This is a genomic window from Parabacteroides bouchesdurhonensis (genome assembly GCF_900186615.1).
Taxonomy (GTDB): Bacteria; Bacteroidota; Bacteroidia; order Bacteroidales; family Tannerellaceae; genus Parabacteroides; species Parabacteroides bouchesdurhonensis.
In genome coordinates, this window is the sequence record NZ_LT896588.1 from 1,701,964 (window position 1) to 1,722,487 (window position 20,524).

Annotated in this window: 13 protein-coding genes; 2 read left to right on the forward strand and 11 right to left on the reverse strand. The window is 38.6% G+C overall.

Annotation, left to right across the window (positions count from 1 at the left end; all coding sequences use genetic code 11):
• Nucleotides 1-1,092 carry a DUF5074 domain-containing protein gene (locus C1721_RS07275; protein ID WP_102407771.1) on the forward strand — a complete coding sequence of 364 codons (1,092 nt, stop codon included), beginning with the start codon at nt 1-3 and terminating at the stop codon, nt 1,090-1,092.
• Nucleotides 1,093-1,109: 17 nt separating this feature from the next.
• Nucleotides 1,110-2,231: an ABC transporter substrate-binding protein gene (locus C1721_RS07280; protein WP_102407772.1), complete on the forward strand. Its 1,122-nt coding sequence runs from the start codon at nt 1,110-1,112 to the stop codon at nt 2,229-2,231.
• Nucleotides 2,232-2,477: 246 nt separating this feature from the next.
• On the opposite strand, the gene C1721_RS07285 is transcribed toward C1721_RS07280, so the two are convergent.
• The 11 genes from C1721_RS07285 to C1721_RS16535 form a co-directional block, all read right to left on the reverse strand.
• Entirely contained in the window at nt 2,478-3,854 is a 1,377-nt protein-coding gene (locus tag C1721_RS07285; protein WP_420872731.1) for an NAD(P)/FAD-dependent oxidoreductase, read from the reverse strand.
• A 200-nt stretch (nt 3,855-4,054) separates the two neighbouring features.
• A complete protein-coding gene (locus C1721_RS07290) occupies nt 4,055-6,118 on the reverse strand; it encodes a helix-turn-helix and ligand-binding sensor domain-containing protein (protein ID WP_102407774.1) in 2,064 nt (687 codons plus the stop codon).
• A gap of 83 nt (nt 6,119-6,201) precedes the next feature.
• Complete coding sequence (gene carB / locus C1721_RS07295; protein ID WP_102407775.1) at nt 6,202-9,420, reverse strand: carbamoyl-phosphate synthase (glutamine-hydrolyzing) large subunit; 3,219 nt, start codon at nt 9,418-9,420, stop codon at nt 6,202-6,204.
• A 283-nt stretch (nt 9,421-9,703) separates the two neighbouring features.
• Nucleotides 9,704-12,949, reverse strand: a complete 3,246-nt coding sequence (locus C1721_RS07300) for an efflux RND transporter permease subunit (RefSeq protein WP_102407776.1) — start codon at nt 12,947-12,949, stop codon at nt 9,704-9,706.
• Nucleotides 12,946-14,427: a TolC family protein gene (locus tag C1721_RS07305; protein WP_102407777.1), complete on the reverse strand. Its 1,482-nt coding sequence runs from the start codon at nt 14,425-14,427 to the stop codon at nt 12,946-12,948. Before C1721_RS07305 ends, C1721_RS07300 begins: the two co-directional genes overlap by 4 nt.
• A 40-nt stretch (nt 14,428-14,467) precedes the next feature.
• A complete protein-coding gene (locus C1721_RS07310; RefSeq protein WP_102407778.1) occupies nt 14,468-17,521 on the reverse strand; it encodes an efflux RND transporter permease subunit in 3,054 nt (1,017 codons plus the stop codon).
• The gene (locus C1721_RS07315) at nt 17,518-18,588 is read right to left on the reverse strand and encodes an efflux RND transporter periplasmic adaptor subunit (RefSeq protein ID WP_102407779.1); all 1,071 of its coding nucleotides are present in this window, start codon (nt 18,586-18,588) and stop codon (nt 17,518-17,520) included. The genes C1721_RS07310 and C1721_RS07315 overlap by 4 nt, the downstream gene beginning before the upstream one ends.
• Before the next feature lie 508 nt (nt 18,589-19,096).
• Nucleotides 19,097-19,714 (reverse strand): BF3164 family lipoprotein, encoded by a 618-nt coding sequence (locus tag C1721_RS07320; protein WP_102407780.1) that lies wholly within the window; start codon nt 19,712-19,714, stop codon nt 19,097-19,099.
• Entirely contained in the window at nt 19,657-20,085 is a 429-nt protein-coding gene (locus C1721_RS07325; protein WP_102407781.1) for a 6-bladed beta-propeller, read from the reverse strand. Before C1721_RS07325 ends, C1721_RS07320 begins: the two co-directional genes overlap by 58 nt.
• Before the next feature lie 103 nt (nt 20,086-20,188).
• Nucleotides 20,189-20,317, reverse strand: a complete 129-nt coding sequence (locus C1721_RS16415) for a hypothetical protein (RefSeq protein WP_262497548.1) — start codon at nt 20,315-20,317, stop codon at nt 20,189-20,191.
• Between the two features lie 44 nt (nt 20,318-20,361).
• Nucleotides 20,362-20,499, reverse strand: a complete 138-nt coding sequence (locus C1721_RS16535; RefSeq protein ID WP_108745537.1) for a transposase family protein — start codon at nt 20,497-20,499, stop codon at nt 20,362-20,364.
• Nucleotides 20,500-20,524: the final 25 nt, after the last annotated feature.

Genomic DNA, 20,524 nt, shown 5'->3' on the forward strand with positions numbered 1-20,524 from the left:
ATGAAAAAGAACAAGTTTTTATTTTTATCAGCACTGTGTGCTATGATGGCTATGTTTTTTGTAGCCTGTGATAATGACGACGATCCGACACCAGACCCGACACCGGACCCTGAGAAGACAACGGCATTTTATGTCTTGGACGGAGGAAGCTTTGGAAATAATAATGCAGCCATTAGTTATGTGAATGGAGAAGGAGAAGTAACAAACGATATTTTTAAAGATCTGAATGGTCGCAATCTGGGTGATATGGGACAAAACATGATCCGTTACGGTTCAAAATTGTATGTCTCTGTATATGGTTCTAAAACTGTTGAGATATTGAATGCCGCAGATGCAAAAAGCTTAAAGCAATTAAAACTGCTTGATGAACAGGGAAATGAACGTGCTCCACGTATGTTTGCTGCACATGGAGATAAGGTTTACTTAACAACATATGATGGATACGTTGCAAAAATAGATACGGCTTCTATGACTGTTGATGCTTATGTACAGGTTGGGCCTAATCCGGACGGTATCACAATTGCTAATGGACGTATCTATACAGCAGATACCGATGGAATGAATTGGCCAAGTCAAAGTACAAGTGTTTCTGTTGTTGATATCAATACCTTTAAAATGGAGAAGACATTGACTGTCTCTTTGAATCCTAATTATATTTATTCGGATTCGGATGGTGATGTTTATGTCATTTGCATGAGCGACTATAGCGATGATAAATCATATATTATACAGCGAATAGATGCTAAGACAGATGAAGTTACTACAATAGAGGGTGTTAAGGCATATAAAATGACTGTTTATGATGATATAGCCTACATCATGTTTAATGACTACTATGCAGGAGCTGTGAAGTTTTATAAATACGATTTGAAGAATGAGAAACTTCTTAGTGATAACTTTATTACGGATGGAACAGTAATAGATTCTCCAAACGGTATTGGTATCGATCCTTTAAGGGGAGATATTTATGTAGCGAAGAGTAATAAGACGAATAATGGCGATGTTTATGTATTCACGGCAGAAGGTAAGTTGAAAACACAATTTGAAACAGCACCTTATCCTTCCGATTTCGTTTTTATGGTTGATAAGTAAAAATAGAACGATATTTAATGAAACAAATTATATCTCTTCTATTTGTTTTTTGGACTGCCGTATCATGTACGCAGTCTAAAAAGCAGGCGGGTAATGTTCCGGTTTCTGTTGATAATATCCAGTATTCCAAAGGATATACTATAGAACGGCATAGCGATTATATTGTTGCCGAAATACATGATCCCTGGGATATGACGCGTATCCTGCAACGGTATTTGCTGGTAGACCGGAATAAAGATATTCCCGCAGGTATGCCTAAAGGCACGGTTGTTCGTACTCCTTTGCGGAATATCGTAGTCTATAATTCGGTACATAGTTCTATTGTTGAACTTTTGCAAGCTGCAGATAATATTGTGGGAGCTTGCGAGTCTCGTTATATGGACACACCTGTTATTCGCGAGTTGCTAGACAAGGGAGTGATTGCCGATTTAGGAGAAGCTACAGCACCGAATATTGAGAAAATGGTAGATATTGGAGCGGAAGTAATTCTTGCCTCCCCATTTCGTAATGCGGGATATGGCCCTGCCGAAAAACTGGGAATTCCTATTCTGGAATGTGCGGATTATATGGAAGCAACTCCGTTGGGACGTGCCGAATGGTTGCGTTTATATGGTTTACTGTTAGGACGTGAGGAACTGGCAGATTCCATATTCCGTGCGACGGAGTCAAATTATCTATCTCTGGTTAAGTTGGCCGAAGGTGTGGAACATCGTCCTACTGTCTTTTCGGAAAAGCGTTTTGGCTCTTCCTGGCATGTTCCGGGAGGTGGCAGTTATATGGCGCACTTCTTTAAAGATGCCGGAGCAGACTATATGTTTGCCGATCTTTCGGGGGCGGGAAGTACTCCACTCGCCTTCGAAACGGTACTCGATAAGGCGATTCATGCGGATATATGGTTAATAAAGTATAATCAGTCCGCTGATATGACTTATACTACTTTACGTACCGAATACGTTCCGTATGAAAATTTTGATGCGTTTAAGAACAAACGTGTCTATGCTTGTAACACCGCTTTTGTCCCTTATTATGAGGAGTTTCCGATGCGCCCAGATTATCTGTTGAAAGACTTGGTATGGGTGTTTCATCCGGAATTATTGCCGGATTACACGCCCCGTTATTATAAAAAATTAACGGAATAATATTGAGGATTTAAAGGATATATCTTTTGAATATAAAAGTCTCGTCTTAACACTTCAAAAGTTAGCTCTTTTGAAATGTTAAGACGGGACTTTTAGTTGCAAAGGTCAGCTCTTTTTTTTGCTGATCTTATATGGATAAGATTGTATGGTTATGAAGAGTGACCGTATAAAAACTAAATTCCCGATTTCATGACCTGAAACCGGGAATTTATAGTTTGGCGTTTAATAGTACAGGGAGTTTTTTTCTTATGCGTAACCGTTCAGCATGCCGTAAAAATACATAGGTTTTAAAAAGTAAACTTTTAATATCCATGCGGCCCATTGTTCTTTGGATGTATCCAATAACGAGAACGGGAATGATACGTCCGGATTCTTATTATAATCGAATTCGCAAAGCAATACATGTCCGTAATCTGTCACAATCGGGCAAGCGGCATATCCGTTATATTTCTCTGTGGGCTCTTTGCCTTCCATCAGGCTAATCAGATTTTTAGCAGCAATAGGAACTTGTTTGCGTACGGCTGCAGAAGTTTTGCTGGTTGGAATGCCGGCTACGTCTCCTAAGGAAACGATATTCGGATATTTTTGATGAACCAATGTTGTTTTATCTACCATTACCCAAGCATCTGCCGCCAGTTTTCCTTCGGTCCAACCCAGACCGGCTTCACGAACAAAGTCGGGAGCGGACATTGGTGGAGTAAAATGCAGAAAATCGTAATCTTCTATAAGAGGAGTGACAATTTTCTCATCCCCACGGGTTTCTATTTTTTCAAAATGAGCTTGTTTAGCACTGGTGTCTACCCCTTTTAACCGTATGTTTAGATTGATTGGAATATTACGTTCATCATAAATTTCCAACAAACGTTTTGTAAAATAAGGTATATCATATAGCTCATGTGAGGCTGTATAGTAATTTAGATCTATTTTGTCGCGTGTTCCGTGCTTACGGGTGTAATCTTCTGTAAGCAGGCATATTTTTTTAGGAGCACCCCCGCATTTATGTTTTGTATAAGTGTCGGTGTAAAGACCTCTTCCTCCTGTTTTTGAAAATTCCTGCAAAGCTTTCCAAGTCTTTTGTGCACCTTCAAAGTCATAAATTGAATGCGCATTACCCAGACCTAATGTATCGTGGGTGATACCTTCTACTTTTTCCCAATTTGTTTGTACACCCGGAACCAGAACCAGGAAGTCGTATGGGATTTTCCCGTTGTTTGTGGTCGTTACCTGATTCCAAACCGGATCTACAGCAGTAACTGAATCTTTTACCCATTTAACCCCTTTCGGCATACAGTCTTCCTGTTTTTTCCATACATCATTAGGTTCATATACCCCCGATGCTATTAAAGTAAAACCGGGTTGGTAGAATTGGCGACTGCTGGGATCGATCAACGTGATATCCGGTTCTTTCAACCAATTAAGTAAGCGGGAAGCCATGCTGATTCCTGCAGCTCCTCCTCCTATAATGACTATTTTCCCTTTTGCGTTACTGGAAAATGCTTTTGCTTTTGGTGTACTGATTGTTGTAAGAAGACCGGCAGCGGCCATTAATTTTAAGAAGTGACGGCGATTCACGCCATGTTTTTCTAATTCATCTAATTGTTTCTCCATTTCGTGGTGTTTCATCATAATACGAATTAATAATTATCAGGAACAAAGAAACTATAATTATACGATACGTCAAGAAAAAGTACTACAACACTGCTTTCACAGGTGCTTTTTTAGAGATGAGAGAATACAACAATGTTTTCTCATCTTATTTCTTTATGTTTATAATATGTTGTTTTATAGGTGTATAAGAAAATGATTTTTTGAGAAAATGAAGACTAAAAGCCTATTAGAAAATCAACTAAATTCGTGTCGCCGGGTAATCCTAAGCGTTTTCTTAAGCGATAACGGCGGAGTTCTACCGCCCTGATTGAAATGTTTAGCAATGATGCAATCTCTTTGGTAGAAAGATTCATCCGTAAAAAACAACAGATCCGAAGGTCGCCAACCGTAATATCGGAATATTGCTGACGCAGACGGTTGGTGAAGTTTTGATGAGCGCTGTTGAAATAATTTTCGAAAATTATCCAACTGTCTTGATCGTTTAGAGTTTCCTCTATTAGTGAACGCAGACGATTATACATCTTATTGGGGTAGCGGTCGCCCAAACTTTCTTTTTGTTTATCCAGTTCTTCCAGCAAGGTTTGCATGGATTGGTTCTTTTTTACTAAAGCGGATGTTTGTAATGTAAGCTCGTTTTTTTTATCTTGTAATTCTGCTTCTAACATTTCGTTCTTAACTTGATGCATTCTTTGTTGTTCGGCTAATCTTTCCGCATTTATTTTGTCTTGTTCTTCTTTACGCAGGCTTTTGAGGTAGTAATGAAGTCCCAGTTGGATTGTAATCCAGATTAAAAGTATATATGCTATGTAAGCCCAGATGCTGTTATACCATGGGGGACGTACTGTGATAATTAAAGACAGTTCCGGGTAAGGGCCTTTTATTACGTACTTTCTTACTTTCAATTCATACGTGCCTTCCGGCAATTGTAGAAAAGATATCTTTCCGTCTTTTTGCCAGGGAGACCATTTAGAGGAAACACCATCTATTTTATAACTGATTTGGTTATTCTGGGTAAAAATAGAGCTGCCTATGTATACATTCATTTCCTTGAAATCGTGAGGGAGGGATATACTTTTTGTATTATTTAGCGGAAGATTATATATACTATCGTTGTCTGCATAGTCGATTTGTGTGAAACGTAGTGATGGATTCCCCAGATTGGATTCTATCAACCGGCGAGTATCTGCCAGAAGAATGCCTTGCATGGTTGATACAATGAACAGTGAGCCGGTGAGTGGAAATATTTCTTGTCCGCGCGTTACCAGATTCAAGTGATAATTGTCGAACAGAATACGGCATTTCATTGTTCCTGCCTTTCCTTCCCGGTGAAATAAACCGGCCTCATTGCCATGAATAAGCCAATATAAATTATCGGGAGCGGGATAAATAGACTTGGCATTGGCAAATTCGCCTAAATCTTTTGCGTTCCTGAATAATTCGTTGACATCTGATATTTCTTCCGAATTCTTGTTTTTGATGAGAAAGGGCAGGGCTTCCTGTTGTGTTATAGCTTGAAACTTGTCATTGGATTGTAAGGTACGTTTAAAATATCCTTTATTTGTCTGTATATAAAGTTCATCATCATGGAGAGCTACATTTTGCAGTTTTCCAATTAAACTTCTTTCTCCCAGTAAAACGATAGACGGATTTAGTTCAATCTTGGCAAGTCCGTTATCCAAAGCCAGCCAAATAAGTTTTTTATCCTGTACACAGATGGCACGTACCAGATTATCTTGTAATTGGTTTCTGTGATGTAAATGTAATAAGATGTTTTTTTCTTGATCTGTGATGTACAGTCCGTCTGTTTCAGTACCTATAAAATGCAGGTCATCTATAGTCGCATAAGCTGTAGGGTGTGCCTTCAGTATTTCTTCCGGTAATGGATAGGGAGCCGTGTCACGAGTAAAACCTACTCCGTTTGGAAGTTCGTTAATCGGATGATATATAAGTTTACCGAAATTGTCAGGTGTCCAATATCCGTAGGTGTTATTTTCCGTACGGGTATATATTTTATCTTCAAAATAGGTAAGACCGGTTATAACCGAGTTGTCCGGCAGAGGATAGAGTCTCCATGTGTTCCCGTCGAAAGCAAGTAATCCCGAATTATTGGCAACATATAAAATACCGTTGTTGGATACGGAAAGTGCCCAGTTCTGACAACTGGCTTTATAGTCGTCTACATTGTAATTTTGAATAAGTATGGACGGAGGAACTACCGATGCATATACTGCAATGGTTGTCAATAGGGTGAAGAGTATTGTCAACGGTAGTTTAAACATGGTTATCGATGTTGGAAAACAGTAGAGACAAGGATTTTCCTTGTCTCTACATAAATATGATTACAAATATAAGAAAATTCTTATTATTTATATTCCTGCCAGCTCTTAATCTGTATATCTTCTATTTTCATATTACAGAATGCGCTGATAAATGCGCTTGCCAGACGGGCGTTTGTAATTAATGGTACGTTATGGTCGATAGCAGCACGACGTATTTTATATCCGTTGGTAAGTTCTCGTTTACTATGATCTTTTGGAATATTTACTACTAATTCGAACGTATGCTTACTGAACATATCCATGATGTTTAAAGCCCCGTTTTCATCTGGCCAGCATACCCCTATGGCTTTGATACCATTGTCGTTCAAGAATTTGGCTGTACCATGTGTCCCATAGATTGTGTATCCTTTATCCGCCAGCATACGACAAGGTTCTAACAAGTCAACTTTGCTTTTTGCAGCACCGGAAGATACCAGAATATTCTTTTTCGGGATGTTGTTGCCCACAGCAATCATGGCGGAAAGCAAAGCCTCATCGAAGTCGTCGCCAATACATCCAACTTCGCCGGTAGAACTCATGTCTACGCCTAAAACTGGGTCGGCTTTGTGCAGGCGGGCAAAAGAGAACTGGGATGCTTTTACGCCGATCCAGTCAATGTCGAATGCGCTCTTATCCGGTTTGGCATATGGAGCATCCAGCATGATACGCGTAGCTGTCTCGATGAAGTTACGTTTCAGAACTTTCGATACGAACGGGAAACTGCGTGAAGCGCGCAAGTTACATTCAATTACTTTTACATCGTTGTTCTTTGCCAGATATTGTATATTGAAAGGCCCGCTGATGTTTAGCTCCTTCGCTATCATTTTGCTTATTTTCTTAATGCGACGTGCTGTTTCAAAGTAGATTTTCTGCGCTGGGAATACCAACGTCGCATCACCGGAGTGAACGCCTGCGAACTCTATATGTTCGGAAATTGCATATTCAACTACTTCGCCATTCAGTGCTACTGCATCGAACTCAATCTCTTTGGCACCTTGAAGGAATTCGGATACAACAACCGGATATTCTTTGGAAACCTTTGCTGCCAGGTCCAGGAATTCGATCATTTGTTCTTTAGAATGGCAAACATTCATGGCTGCTCCTGAGAGGACGTATGACGGACGAATCAAGATCGGGAAACCAACTTTTTCAATAAAGTCGTCTATTTCGTCCATACTGGTAAGTTCAGCCCAACGTGGCTGGTCAATACCTAACGTATCCAGCATTGCAGAGAATTTATGACGGTTTTCTGCACGGTCTATAGATAGCGGAGAAGTTCCCAGTACCGGTATATTCTGACGGTAGAGCTTCATGGCGAGGTTGTTTGGTATTTGTCCTCCCACAGAGACTATTACCCCTTTCGGCAGTTCCAAGTCAATGACATCCAGTACACGCTCGAATGATAATTCATCGAAATACAGGCGGTCGCACATATCGTAGTCTGTGGATACGGTTTCCGGGTTGTAGTTAATCATAATTGACTTGTATCCCAATTTCCGGGCTGTTTGTGCAGCATTAACCGAACACCAGTCAAATTCAACGGATGAACCGATGCGGTAAGCCCCTGAGCCAAGAATGATAACGTTCTTATCATTTTTGTAATAAGGAATGTCGTGTTCACTACCGTCATAGGTCATATACAGGTAGTTTGTCAGTTCCGGATGTTCGGATGCAATTGTATTGATCCGTTTTACACTTGGAAGAATATTCATCTTTTTACGCAAATTGCGTACGCGGATATTCTCTTTTTCCATATTTCCTTCCGGCTCTTCTACAAAACGGGCAATCTGGAAGTCTGAGAATCCCAGTTTTTTTGCTTCTCTCAATACATCTTCGGGAAGGTCTTCTATCTTGTTGTAGCCTTTCAGTATATTGCTGTAATCAACAATGTTTTTCAGTTTGTTCAGGAACCAGGGATTAATTTTGCTTAGTTCGTAGATGCGGTCTACGCTGTAGCCTTGTTCAAAAGCCTGTGCTACGGCAAAAATACGCAGGTCGGTCGGGTTTGCTAATTCGTCTTCAATATTATCAAATGTAAGATCGTTATTACCAACAAAGCCGTGCATGCCCTGACCGATCATACGAAGGCCTTTTTGCATGATTTCCTCGAAGCTCTTACCGATAGACATGATTTCTCCTACCGATTTCATGCTGGAACCAATCTGGCGGCTGACACCTACAAACTTAGTTAAGTCCCAACGTGGAATCTTTACAATCATGTAGTCTACTTCCGGTGCTTTATAGGCAGAGTTGGATGTGTCCATTTCACCAATTTCATCTAATCCGTACCCTAAAGCTAATTTTGCAGCAACAAATGCCAACGGATAACCGCTGGCCTTAGATGCCAATGCGGAAGATCGGCTAAGACGGGCGTTCACTTCAATGACACGGTAATCGCAAGTTTCTGAGTTAAAAGCATATTGTATGTTACATTCACCAACAATTCCTAAATGACGGATTGTCTTTGTAGAAAGTTCTTTCAGCAAGTCCAATTCTTTTTCTGTCAGGGAACAAGTTGGCGCCACTACAATACTTTCACCGGTATGTACACCCAGCGGATCCACGTTTTCCATGCTTACTACTGTAAAGCAGTGGTCGTTCTTATCACGGATTACTTCAAATTCTATTTCTTTCCAGCCTTTTAAAGATTCTTCAACCAGGATTTGAGAAGAATAAGCAAATGCACTTTCCGCCAATGTCCGTAGTTCTGCTTCATCTTTACAGATTCCGCTGCCCATACCGCCTAAAGCATAGGCAGAACGGATCATAACGGGAAATCCGATTTTATAAGCGGCTGCTACTGCGTCTTCCATACTTTCTACAGCCTGACTGATAGGAGTTTTTACTTCTATTTCATTCAGTTTCTTAACGAACAAGTCGCGGTCTTCCGTGTACATAATTGCTTCAACGGAAGTACCTAATACTTTTACACCATATTTGGCAAGTGTCCCACTGGTATAAAGTTTTGTTCCGCAGTTCAAGGCTGTCTGACCACCAAAGGCCAGCAGGATTCCATCCGGTTGTTCTTTTTTGATAACTTCTTCAACAAAGTAGGGGGTAATAGGCAGGAAATATACCTTATCAGCCACACCTTCCGATGTTTGAATAGTTGCAATGTTCGGATTAAGCAATACGGTACTGATACCTTCTTCTTTCAGAGCCTTTAATGCTTGTGAGCCAGAATAATCAAATTCTCCGGCCTGCCCGATCTTCAGGGCACCCGAGCCCAGAACAATCACCTTTTTGATTCCACTTTTAGACATACTCATTTGGGTTGTTTTTTATTATTGATTTTTTAGAATGTTATCGTCAAAATATATTTGTCAGGATACAAAAAAAATGCGTTAGTAAAAATAACTAACGCATCCTATATAAACAAATTATAATCCTGTAAATTAAAGAAATGAATTTCATTGTCCGACATGTAACCGGAAAAGAACTTCGGATTGTCCTTATGTGTCTTATTTATCATAGAAACTCTTTCTTTGAAATTTCGGCAAAGATAGTCGTTTGTTTTATTAACAACAAATATTGAAAAGAGAAATCTTATTTCTTCTTACGGGGTTGTGCTTTTAATGTGAAAAGAGGCAGATAGAAAAAGATTCCTATAACCGACATAACCAATCCTCCTATTGTTCCTGCTGCCAGTGGAAACCAAAATGCTTCTTTGTCGGTTCCTAACATGAATGGGATAAATCCCAGAATAGTAGAAATGACGGTGAGGAAGATTGGAGTGATTTTTGCATTCCATGCTTTCAAATATGCCCGGTAAGGAGAAATGAGTGGATTATTAATGCGTAACTGGTTATACTCATTTAATATATAGATACTGGCATTGACTGTAATACCGCATAACAGAACAAATGAAGCAAATCCTCCCTGGTCAAAGTTGAGTTTAAACCAGTAGAATGTAAGGAATACTCCTATATAAGAAATAGGAATTACAAAAATTACCGCTAGCGGTTGTTTCAATGAATTGAACAATATACTGGTGGTAAAGAAGATAATTACAATAATCAGAAGTAACAACAAATATTGCTTATTATCCTTTTTCCCCCAATACCAGTAATTAGAGTTTGATTGAGCCGTATAGCCCATAGGAAGCTGATTATTGAATTCTTTCAACTCGCGTTCTTGTATTTTGTTTCCTTGGTTGGATGCTCCTATATATTCATATTGCAGGCAAAGACGGTATTGCTGGTTTACTTTTGCTACTTTTGGAGGCATCTGTCCTTTTCCTACGGTAGCAAGTTCAGATAGTTTATATGCTTTACCATTAATTTCTTGTGGTATATATTGCATACTCCATATATCATACTCTTTGGATTGGCGAGAAGAGAGCTTTAGTTTTTCCATTTCATTATCGACGACAATTGTTCCGCTGTATATGTTTTTCCCGAATACAGGATTTAGGGAGGCAAACAATTTAATCGGAAGAATATCTTCTTGTGCCATTCTCACTTTATTCAGATTGAAATAAAATTCCTGATAGTCGTCTCTCCACCAGGAGAATTCCGAATTGATAAGAACCTCTTTAATACGACGGTAAGTCAACAGCCGGGCTTTTAGTTTTTCTGCCCATTCGTAAAGTTCATCGTAATTGTATCCAAACATCTCGATACGGAATGAGCCTGCATTTTCGCGAACATCGTTACTGAATCCTTGATCCTGTAATCCCCATACGGACCAACTTCCGCCTCCCAGTTCAAGCGCTTTGCTGATAATACGGCTTTTGAGTATATAGGGAAATCCGCTACGCTCGCTTTCACGGGTAAAATATACATTGATACTCGCTTGCCGGGCACTGTAAATGTTTGTTTGGAACTGACGTATCTCTTTAAAACCACTCAAATACGTTTCCATCCGTTTGATAAAATGGTTGGTTTGTTCTAATGTAGTTCCGTTGGGTAAAGATGCGCTTACGTATAATACAGTTTCGTCATTGCGGGTAAAGTAACTTCCTTCATATACTTTCTGTATGAATAGACGAAGTGTTCCTCCCAATGCTTTGTCAATGACGGGCTTGATATTCTCTTTATATATATCGTTGGATACAGCCTTATTGTAAGTTTCAATTAAAAGAGAATCGGTTCTGGAATAACTCTTTTTCCCATCCAGTTCTATTTTGTCAGGTAATAAAAATATAGGTAACCCGAAAGCTAAGAGCAATATCAGGCAAGCTAATTTTTTCCATCGGCATAAAAAGTTGATTTGCCATTGATAATATCGTGAAAAATAAATCGGGAATCGTTTTATTCCTCTATTTAGTTTGGTAAGGAATGAGTTTTTCTTTGCCGGTTTATTTAGTTTTCGAACAATGTATTTTTCACTTAATCCCATTTTATCGATTAAAGCCGGAACAAGGAATAAGGCTATGAATAGTGATACGGCAAGATTAATAATCACGACAGCGGCAAAATCTTGCAAGTTAAGCCGTATTTTCTCATCCAGGAAAAAGATAATAACCAGCGCTCCCATTGTTGTTAATGTAGCTGCCAGAATGGAAAGAAAGGCCTTCTTATTATGACGGTTACGTATATGGTCGGTCATAACAATCGTATTGTCTATAACCAGACTGAGCGAAATAGTGATGCCGGCCAAAGAGTATAACTGCATTTCCAAACCGAGCAGATAATAGAGTATAACCGCAATGCAGAGGTTTACACTCAAGCTAATGATAATAAGGAATAAATACCGGATATTTCGTGTAATTAATAAAACGAAAATTAGCAATATAAGGATTGTTAGTCCCGTACGTAAATAGATTTTATTTAGTTCTTGCTGAATGAATTCTGTAGCGTCATAACTGGTATGTATCTCATAACCGGCTGGAAGTAATGTCCGGATATGATCCATTTCCGCCTTTACTTTCTTTGCCAGTTGAAGCTGGTTGGCTGTTTCTTCTGCTTTAATGGAAAGATAAATAGAGTTTAAACCGTTAATCCGGTAGTAACCTTGGGGTGTTTCTTCTTGTCTTGTTACTTTAATCAATTGGTCAAGCCGTATCAGTTTCCCATCTTTATTTTTTACAGTAATAAGAGAAGGCTCAAAAGATTCCTGACCATTTTCCGGTATTAGCGCCAGTCGAATCCAGTCGACGGACTCCGGTGAAGAGACTACTTCTGTTTGTATGTTGGCTGTACCTAGAAATTCTTTTTTATAATATTGACTGATGGCTGTTTGCAGGTCTTCTAAAGAAATGCCTAAAAGGTTGAGTTGACGGCTATCATATTCTAATCTCCATTCCATAGGGGTAGCACCGGTAACGTCAATTCTGTAAATACCGGAAATTCCGGATAAACGGGGCTTAATCTGATCTTCCGCGAATCGTTGTATGAAAATGGGTGTGGCGGCGGCATTTAAAGTATAGCTCATAAAGGGCCGTGATTCTTTATCGTCCGGCCTGCTCATTTCCAGAATCGGATAACTTAGTCCATTTGGCAAACTGGGCCATGTTTGACGGATAATGGTAGAAGCCTCAAAACGGGCTGCGTCTATATTTGTATGTTTATCAAGTTCTAGAGTGATGTATCCCCAGCCGTTTCCGGAAGTGGACGATATTTCTTTTATCCCTTTTATGCGTGCCAACATTGCTTCCAGGCGTGAGGTAACTTCCATTTCGATGACGCGGGCTGAGTTATTAGGCATATTATAGCTGATACTAAGCTTGGGCAAAGTACGTGACGGAGATAGCTTTATCGGCAGTAGCGGTATAAAAGCGATCCCGGCCAGTGCCACGCAAAGGAAGGTGACAATGATGGTAAAAGAAGATATTTTGGGTGAAGCACTCATTTCATGTAATGGCTATAATCAAATTCGTCGCTAAGACTGATTCCCGTTTCGAAGTCATGCAAAGTCAGTTTGCGTATTTTGTAATAGCTTAACCAATAGTTTTGTAAAGCTGAAATATAATTACGCTGTGCCTCTTGCTGACGGTTTAACGAAAGAGTCAGGCTATTAATGTCTGCTTTTCCAATCATGAAGCGTTGTTTTGTTTCTGCGTAGGCAGTAATGGCTAAATCTAAAGCCTCTTCTGCACTGGCTATCAGATTTTGCTGTATGTTGAAATCTCCAACGGTCATGATAACGTCTTCTTCTACAGTTTGTTCATCCTGGCGGGCTTTTATCTGGGCTACGTTCAGGTTGTTTTTAGCTACGTTATGTTTTCCTTTTCTCACACCCCAATCTATTAGAGGGATAGATAAGGATATAGAAACCATATCTTGTTGCAACGGATCTCTGTAGGCGTCTTTGAAATTATTTGCTACTTGGTTAAAACCTACACTGGCGCTTAAAGATGCATTAAATAAGGTTTCTTTTTTTGTTTTATCTACTTGTTGTTCCGCTTCTAAAATGGTTTGCCTGAATTCTAAAAATAGAGGATTGTTCTCTCGGGCCGTTATTAATGCCATCTCTGCCGATACATTTAAATCTTGAGGACGTCCCGGTAAACGCAAACGTATTTGCGTGTTTTTATCCAGATTCAGGTAAGACGCAAGGCTGAACATGGCTCGTTTTAGAGCAATATCTGCATTTTGTAAAGTATTACGGGCATTTACGGCATCCAGCTTTAAAGTCAATAAATCAGCTTGGCTGATAGATGCTATTTTATGACGTTGCAATCCGGTTTGATATAAAGTATCGGTTGATCGGACGTTTTCTTTGGCTAAATCGAACTCTGCTTGTGCCATGGCTAAAGCAAAGAAGTAAGTGGTTGCCTGTTCGCTTATTGCTTCCCGGTTATAGAGAAATTCTTTCTTTACCTTTTCATATTTCAGCGGTTCGATTTTTCGTTCCCAACGGAAGGGATTATAACCTATCAGATTTTGAGTGTAACCAATTTGTATGGGTACGCTTGTAAATTGGGTGTATGTATTGTCTCCAAAATTACGCATATAACCCAAATCGGAGCGAAGAAAGAAATTTCCGCCTAACAGATCGAAATTTTGCATTACTTCCAGTCCGCCACCGGAATAGAAGGATTGTTGTTTACGATATACATCAATATCATTTTCCGAATCATATCTCTTGGTGATGTCCCGGTAATATTGGGCGGGAGTCAGGTTCAAGGTAAGACTTGGCAAGCGGTCGGCCTTATAAGTCCGGAATTCCCAATATCCGGCAAGATACATATTCTTTGTCCGGAAAGCTTCCAAGGAACTGTCGGCGGCTATCTGGATAGTTTTCTCAAGAGAAAGAACCAGTGGTTGGGCAACAGTACTGCTTACTGTTACCAGGGAGAACGAGAATATTATAGTCAGAAGTTTCATATCGCAATATCTATAAATTCATATTCTGTTTGTTTTACTCTTATGCGTGTTTTCGGTAAATGAACCAATATACCAGCGGAATCACAAACAAGCTGACGGCTGTACCTATAAACATGGCTGAAATCATGGCAATGGAAAGAGGTTTCTGTAATTCGCTTCCCATATCAAAAGAGAACAGCAAAGGAACCATTCCGAATATCGTGGTAAGAGATGTCATAATAATAGGACGGAGGCGTCTTCTCCCGGCTTCATGTATGGCTTCCATAAGCGGTATTCCTTCTTTACGGAGTTCATTGATTGCGTCCAACTTTAAAATGGAGTCATTAATAATAATACCGCATGTTACAACAATGCCAATAGCACTCATCAGGTTTAAAGTGTGCCCGCATATCCAGAGTACTAATAACGAAGCAGCTACGTCAATAGGAATTTCCAATAGTACGATCAGCGGCTGGAGGAAACTTTCAAACTGGGCGGCCAGAATAAAATACATCAGCAGGATAGAGATAAACAAGATAACAACCAACTCATTAAGCATCTGTTTATTGGAGAAAAAACTGCCGGAGAAGTCCAGATCCCAGTCGGTGATACTTGCTTTGATGTTATTCATTAACTTCTCTTCGTTTTTTACATCATAAAAGCTAAATGGAATGTACTCTCCGTTCTTTCCCGCTGTAATTGTCTTTAGGTCTTCACCTTGTGTTACACGAACCAATGATTGCAGAGGGATGTATTGCACTTTCTCTTTATCATTTTCCGGTGTTGTTCGTATAAGAGTATTCTCCAATACTTGATTGATCGTTTGTTCTTTACCGGCTAAAGTTATCGGCAGATATTGCTGATAAGAACGGAGGGTGGTTACCTCATTTTCTTTAAAAGCGGTTTTCAATATTCTGTATACTTCATTGTAGTCTACATTATATAAAAGAAGTTTCTGCCGGTCAATTGAAATATTCAACTGGTCGTCAAACGCGACACCTACCGGACTTTCTCCGGTATTTGCAATAATGTCTTTTTCCAGTTTTCTTAAAGTGATGGCTTCAGGAGCTTCCGCTTTATTGCGTGTATATAATTCGGCAACAATATCGGCTTCTCCGGTGACAAATAACTTTTCAAAAACAGTTTCAGGAGGAGAGAAAGATACAACTGCGTTTGGATATGCTTGCTTTACTTTTTGTTGAATACTTGATTGCAAAGGGGCAATATCGTCAGTTTTAGGTGTCTTGAAGTATAATTCAGCTTCCGAAACGGATAGTTCTCTGTCTCTGTTCAGCAAAAACTGTTGTTGTCCTATATAGGCTGTATATAAAGCTCCGGTTTTATCAGCTTCGGCAAAGATGGAGTTTACTCTTTCTCTGTTTTCATCAACATGGATATTTTCACCCCATTCGATATGCATTATCAGCTCGTTCTGATCTATTTCCGGCATCCTGCTTTTAGGTATTGCATAAAACAGGTATGCGCAAAGGGGTAGAGTAATGGCTACAAATATAAGTGTCGGTTTTTTGTGTCTAAAAATAAAATCGACACCTCCGTCATAAAAACGGTCTAAAGTATGCGCCTTTATCAGATTATTAATTTTCAGATTTATCCATGAATGTTTTATTTCCGGTATGCTATATACCAGTTTATAAAGTACAGGGAGAAGCATAATGCCGGTGAAGTAAGAAACCATTAACCCCACTGTTACGGCAAAAGCCTGGTCGTAAAAGATTGCACCGGCTATACCACTCATAAACACCAACGGAACAAATACGGCAATAGTAGTAAACGTAGAACTTAACATAGGAGTGATTACTTCGGAGGTCCCTTTAATGCAAGCATCCTCCAAAGAAAATCCTTTTGCCCTGTATTGTACGATATTTTCCGTTACGATAATGGAACTGTCTATCATCATACCTAGAGCCAGAATTAATCCTGAAAGGGAAATGATGTTGAGTGACATGTTACATAGATAAAAGAACAGAAAACTGATAATGATGCTGACTACCATACTTAATCCGATAACGGCCGGACTTTTTACGTCTCCAAGGAATAAGATGGCAACGATACAAATAAAAAGGAATCCGAGCGACAGGTTCTGCTTTAGGTTAGAGATGGTATAATCCAGCAATTCTGTTTGATTTCGCGTAACGCTAAACTCAATATCCGGATATACGGAAGCGAAATAATCAGTCACTTCATTAAGCGCTTCTTTCATATTGTCCATATTCTCATCAGACTGCTTAATGATGGCAAGGCTAACTGCTCTTTTGTTTCCTGCTAACGATAACCCGGTTTCTTTCTCCGGTACGATTGCGATACGAGCAATGTCTTTTAGCTGAAAGATACGTCCGTTTTTGCGAATATATATGTTTTGTACATCTTCCGGAGTTCGTAATAATGTAGAAAATTTGATATTGTATTCATAATAACCGTCGCGGACAATCATGCTTCCCGGTTCGATATTATTAGAGTTTAATGCCGTTTCAAGTTCATTTAATGTAATGTTTGCCATTTCCAGCAATTTCATATCTGGAACAATTTGTACCTGCCGTTTCAACATTCCGGTTATGTCTACCATAGCAACCTCCGGCAATTGTTCTATACGTCTTTTTATAACAGTTTCGGCAAACTGGCAAAGGTCAAGAAATGCCGCTTCGTTTTCTTGTCCTTTGTCACTTTTTAAAGTGAGGTTAAGGTAAAATACCGGTATGTCTGTTGCGCTGGCTTTAATTACTCTGGGACGTTCTACCTCTTTGGGCAGATAATTCATCGCTGCATCGATCTTTTCGTTTACTTCAATGAAAGCAAGATCCGTGTTTGTACCGAAATCAAAATTTAGCCGTACAATACCTGCTCCGTCCCTTGTCTCACTGTGTATATCTTTCAACCCGGCTACTTGCATAAGTTGCAAACGGATCGGTTTCACAACTGTATTCTCCAGTTCCCGGGCCGAAGTATTCTGTCCGGTAACTTGTACTGTGATTTCAGGGATGGCAATATCCGGTAACAAAGAGACGGGTATGGTAAAATAAGTCACCAATCCGATGATAAAACAAGCCGTAAAAGCCATTAATACGGCGATAGGTCGTTGGAGCAGGAATTTAATCATAATTTTTCAATTACAGAAACAGGAGCTTCATGTGCCAGATTGATATTGCCACTTGTTATTACAATATCGCCTTCTTTTAATCCATCTACAATGGTGTAACTATTTGCGTTTTCCAGACCGGTCTGTACATAATTCCAGTAAGCTTTACCTTCTACCAGAGTAAATACTACTTGTTTGCCCGAACGAAGAACGAGAGCCTCTTTAGGAATAACCAATTGTTTTCCAAGGGAACGATGAACGCTTACACGTACATTCATACCTTCAAACAACTTGCCTTTCTCCGTAACTGCGGCCTTTATTTTTACCATTCCGTTTTCGTCTACTAAAGGATTTATTTCGGAGATACGTCCTTCTACCTTATTTTCAGGGGAGGCAAAAGGGGAAACTTCTACCCGGTCGCCCACTTTTATCAGAGGAAGCTCACTTTCCAATACGGTAAAAGAGGCTTCTAGCGTTCCTTGGTTTATAATGGTACAGAATACATCGGAACTGGATGCCGTATTGAAAGGTTTAGCAAATAAATTGGCAACAACCCCATCAAAAGGTGCTATGAGAGTTGCGTTCTGTTCTTCAAATTTAGCCAGCTCATATTGTGCAAGGCTTTGGGCATATCCGCTTTTTACTTTAACTAATTGCATTGTTGCTGCAGGAACTTTCGCAGAATCTTCCAATTTATACCCTTGCCCGATTAATACGTCTTGCAGTTCCAGTTTTGCCTGTTCCAATGAGTTTTTGGCTTGCGCTGTTTTATTGGCTAAACGGAATTTTGATAGTTCGGCTAACTTTTGTCCTTTGGTTACCCGTTCTCCATTCTTTACAAAGATAGAAGCGATGGGTTCGGCAGACTCGAATTTCAAGTCCACATACATTCGGGCGGATAATTTACCGTTACTTATTAATTCATGATTGAAATCTGTAGTTTGTAAGGTCATGATAGTGACCTTATTTGTTTCATCAGGTAAGACTGTCTCAACAGATTCTTCTGTTATATCGGTGGTTTTCTTTTCTCCCGAGCAGGCCAGCACGCCGGAGAGTAAAAATATGATAAACACTTTGCAACTTTTCATGATATTAGATTTAATTATTACAAATGTAGTAAATAAATAATAGGTTGTACGAAGTTTTCATAATTATTTTATCGTTAGTTCTATGTCTTCTGTGAATATTGTAAAATAAATTTGTTTCTTTTATTCTGACAATTTACTTAACTGACAAAAAACTGACAAGTCAAAATAACTTATGCTTTAATAAAATAGAAATGTATGTTCTATTGTTTCACCTGTCAGTTGATTTGTCAGAGCATCTATTTTAGTTGATAGAGAACAAGTATCGGATTGCTTTCTTCATCTGTATCCGGACTTGAATAGGCACATCCTAATAGTACCAGAAAAACGTTGATTGTGAATAATGCTGTTATTTTCATTTTTTCTTGTTTTCAAGACTTGATTCTTATTCTATTTTAATTAGTTTTAAACATCTGAATATTAAAATAGTAAAAAAAGAGGGTTATAAATATGAGATATTTCATTAATGTAGAATTTATTAATGCAGCTATATCAATATTTCTATAAAGGCTTAATGATTGAGTGGATATTTTGCAATTCCTACATCAGGCTCTGTATAAATTGTATAAACTATACTGTCGTGTGCTATTGCTAAACGTCCTAAATGTTTGTCTAATAAGTAATTGTTTTCTAATTTACCGTTCAAATCAAAAATTAAGAGATTACTGGGTACTCTACTGATATCATCTATGTCTTTCTTTCCACTATAAAGAGCGTAAATATGTTTATCATTCATTTTAACGTCAAAAAATCCCATTTTATTTCTCTCTCTATCCCATTTTACTCGGCCTCTATTCGTTTCATAATATGGACACGACAAATAGTGTTCCCATAATTTAGTTACATCTCCATTATCTGATATATTATAACTAACAATATATCCATAATACATTGCAGCAAAGGTGAATTGATTTTCATTTGCTGTTAAATACCCAGAAAAAGGGTGTAAAACGGTTACATCCTCTCCTACTGGATTGCTTTCAAATGTATGATGGATTTTCATGTCAGAATCAAATAAAATGAACATTTTGTTAGTTCCTGAAATTACCTGTGCTACAGTATATCCGTTTTTTAAGTGTATTGTTGCACGAAATGAAAGATTATCGCGTAAGATTTTTTTGATGTACATCTTTTAAATATTAATGTATCATTTTGTTTCACTATTTCGTATTCCCGAAATAAATTTAATGAGATGTCGCTAATGTATATTTTATTATTTTCTTTGTCGTAACCGCCATAATAGGGAGATATAAATTCGTCAGGGCCAGGGCCCATTCTTCCAAAATCAGCGACGTTTGTTCCATTTATGTCATCAAATACTTTTGCAGCACATCCATTAACTCTAAAAAGATATAGGTTCGAATTAATCCATTCAATTTGACTGGGAAGACTAACTTCAAATTCTTTAGCCTGTCCTTTTATTGATATTGGCTCTTTTATTTTCAACAATACATAGTCCCTTTTGTTGTTTGTGCAACTAAAGAATATTATGATAGACATAAAAAAATAAGTAGTTTATTCATAAAATAATAATAAAAATAAGAACTGGCTAATAGAAAAACTTTAGTCAGTTCTTTAGTTTAACCTATTTAATGTTTATTAATCATATGAGAGCTGGAATATGAAGTTCCGTTACATGTATAGTCACATCATTTTTATTTTCATTGAAATTCCAAGCTGCAGCTACTGCAATTATAGCAATTGTTGCTATACTAAACAATTTTTTCTTCATGATATTTAAATATTAAATTTGTTATTCTGTTATTTCTTTACTTCTTATCTACGATTCTTCAATAAGAAATTTTTCATACCACGAATGGCATGTTCAACTTTAATCCTAATTCCGCAAATTTTCTTGTTCTCCTGTTTTTCTTCAAGAGTCAATTCTTTTCCTTTAGGTTTCTTTTTGGGCATACTACTTCAATACTGTATTGTATTT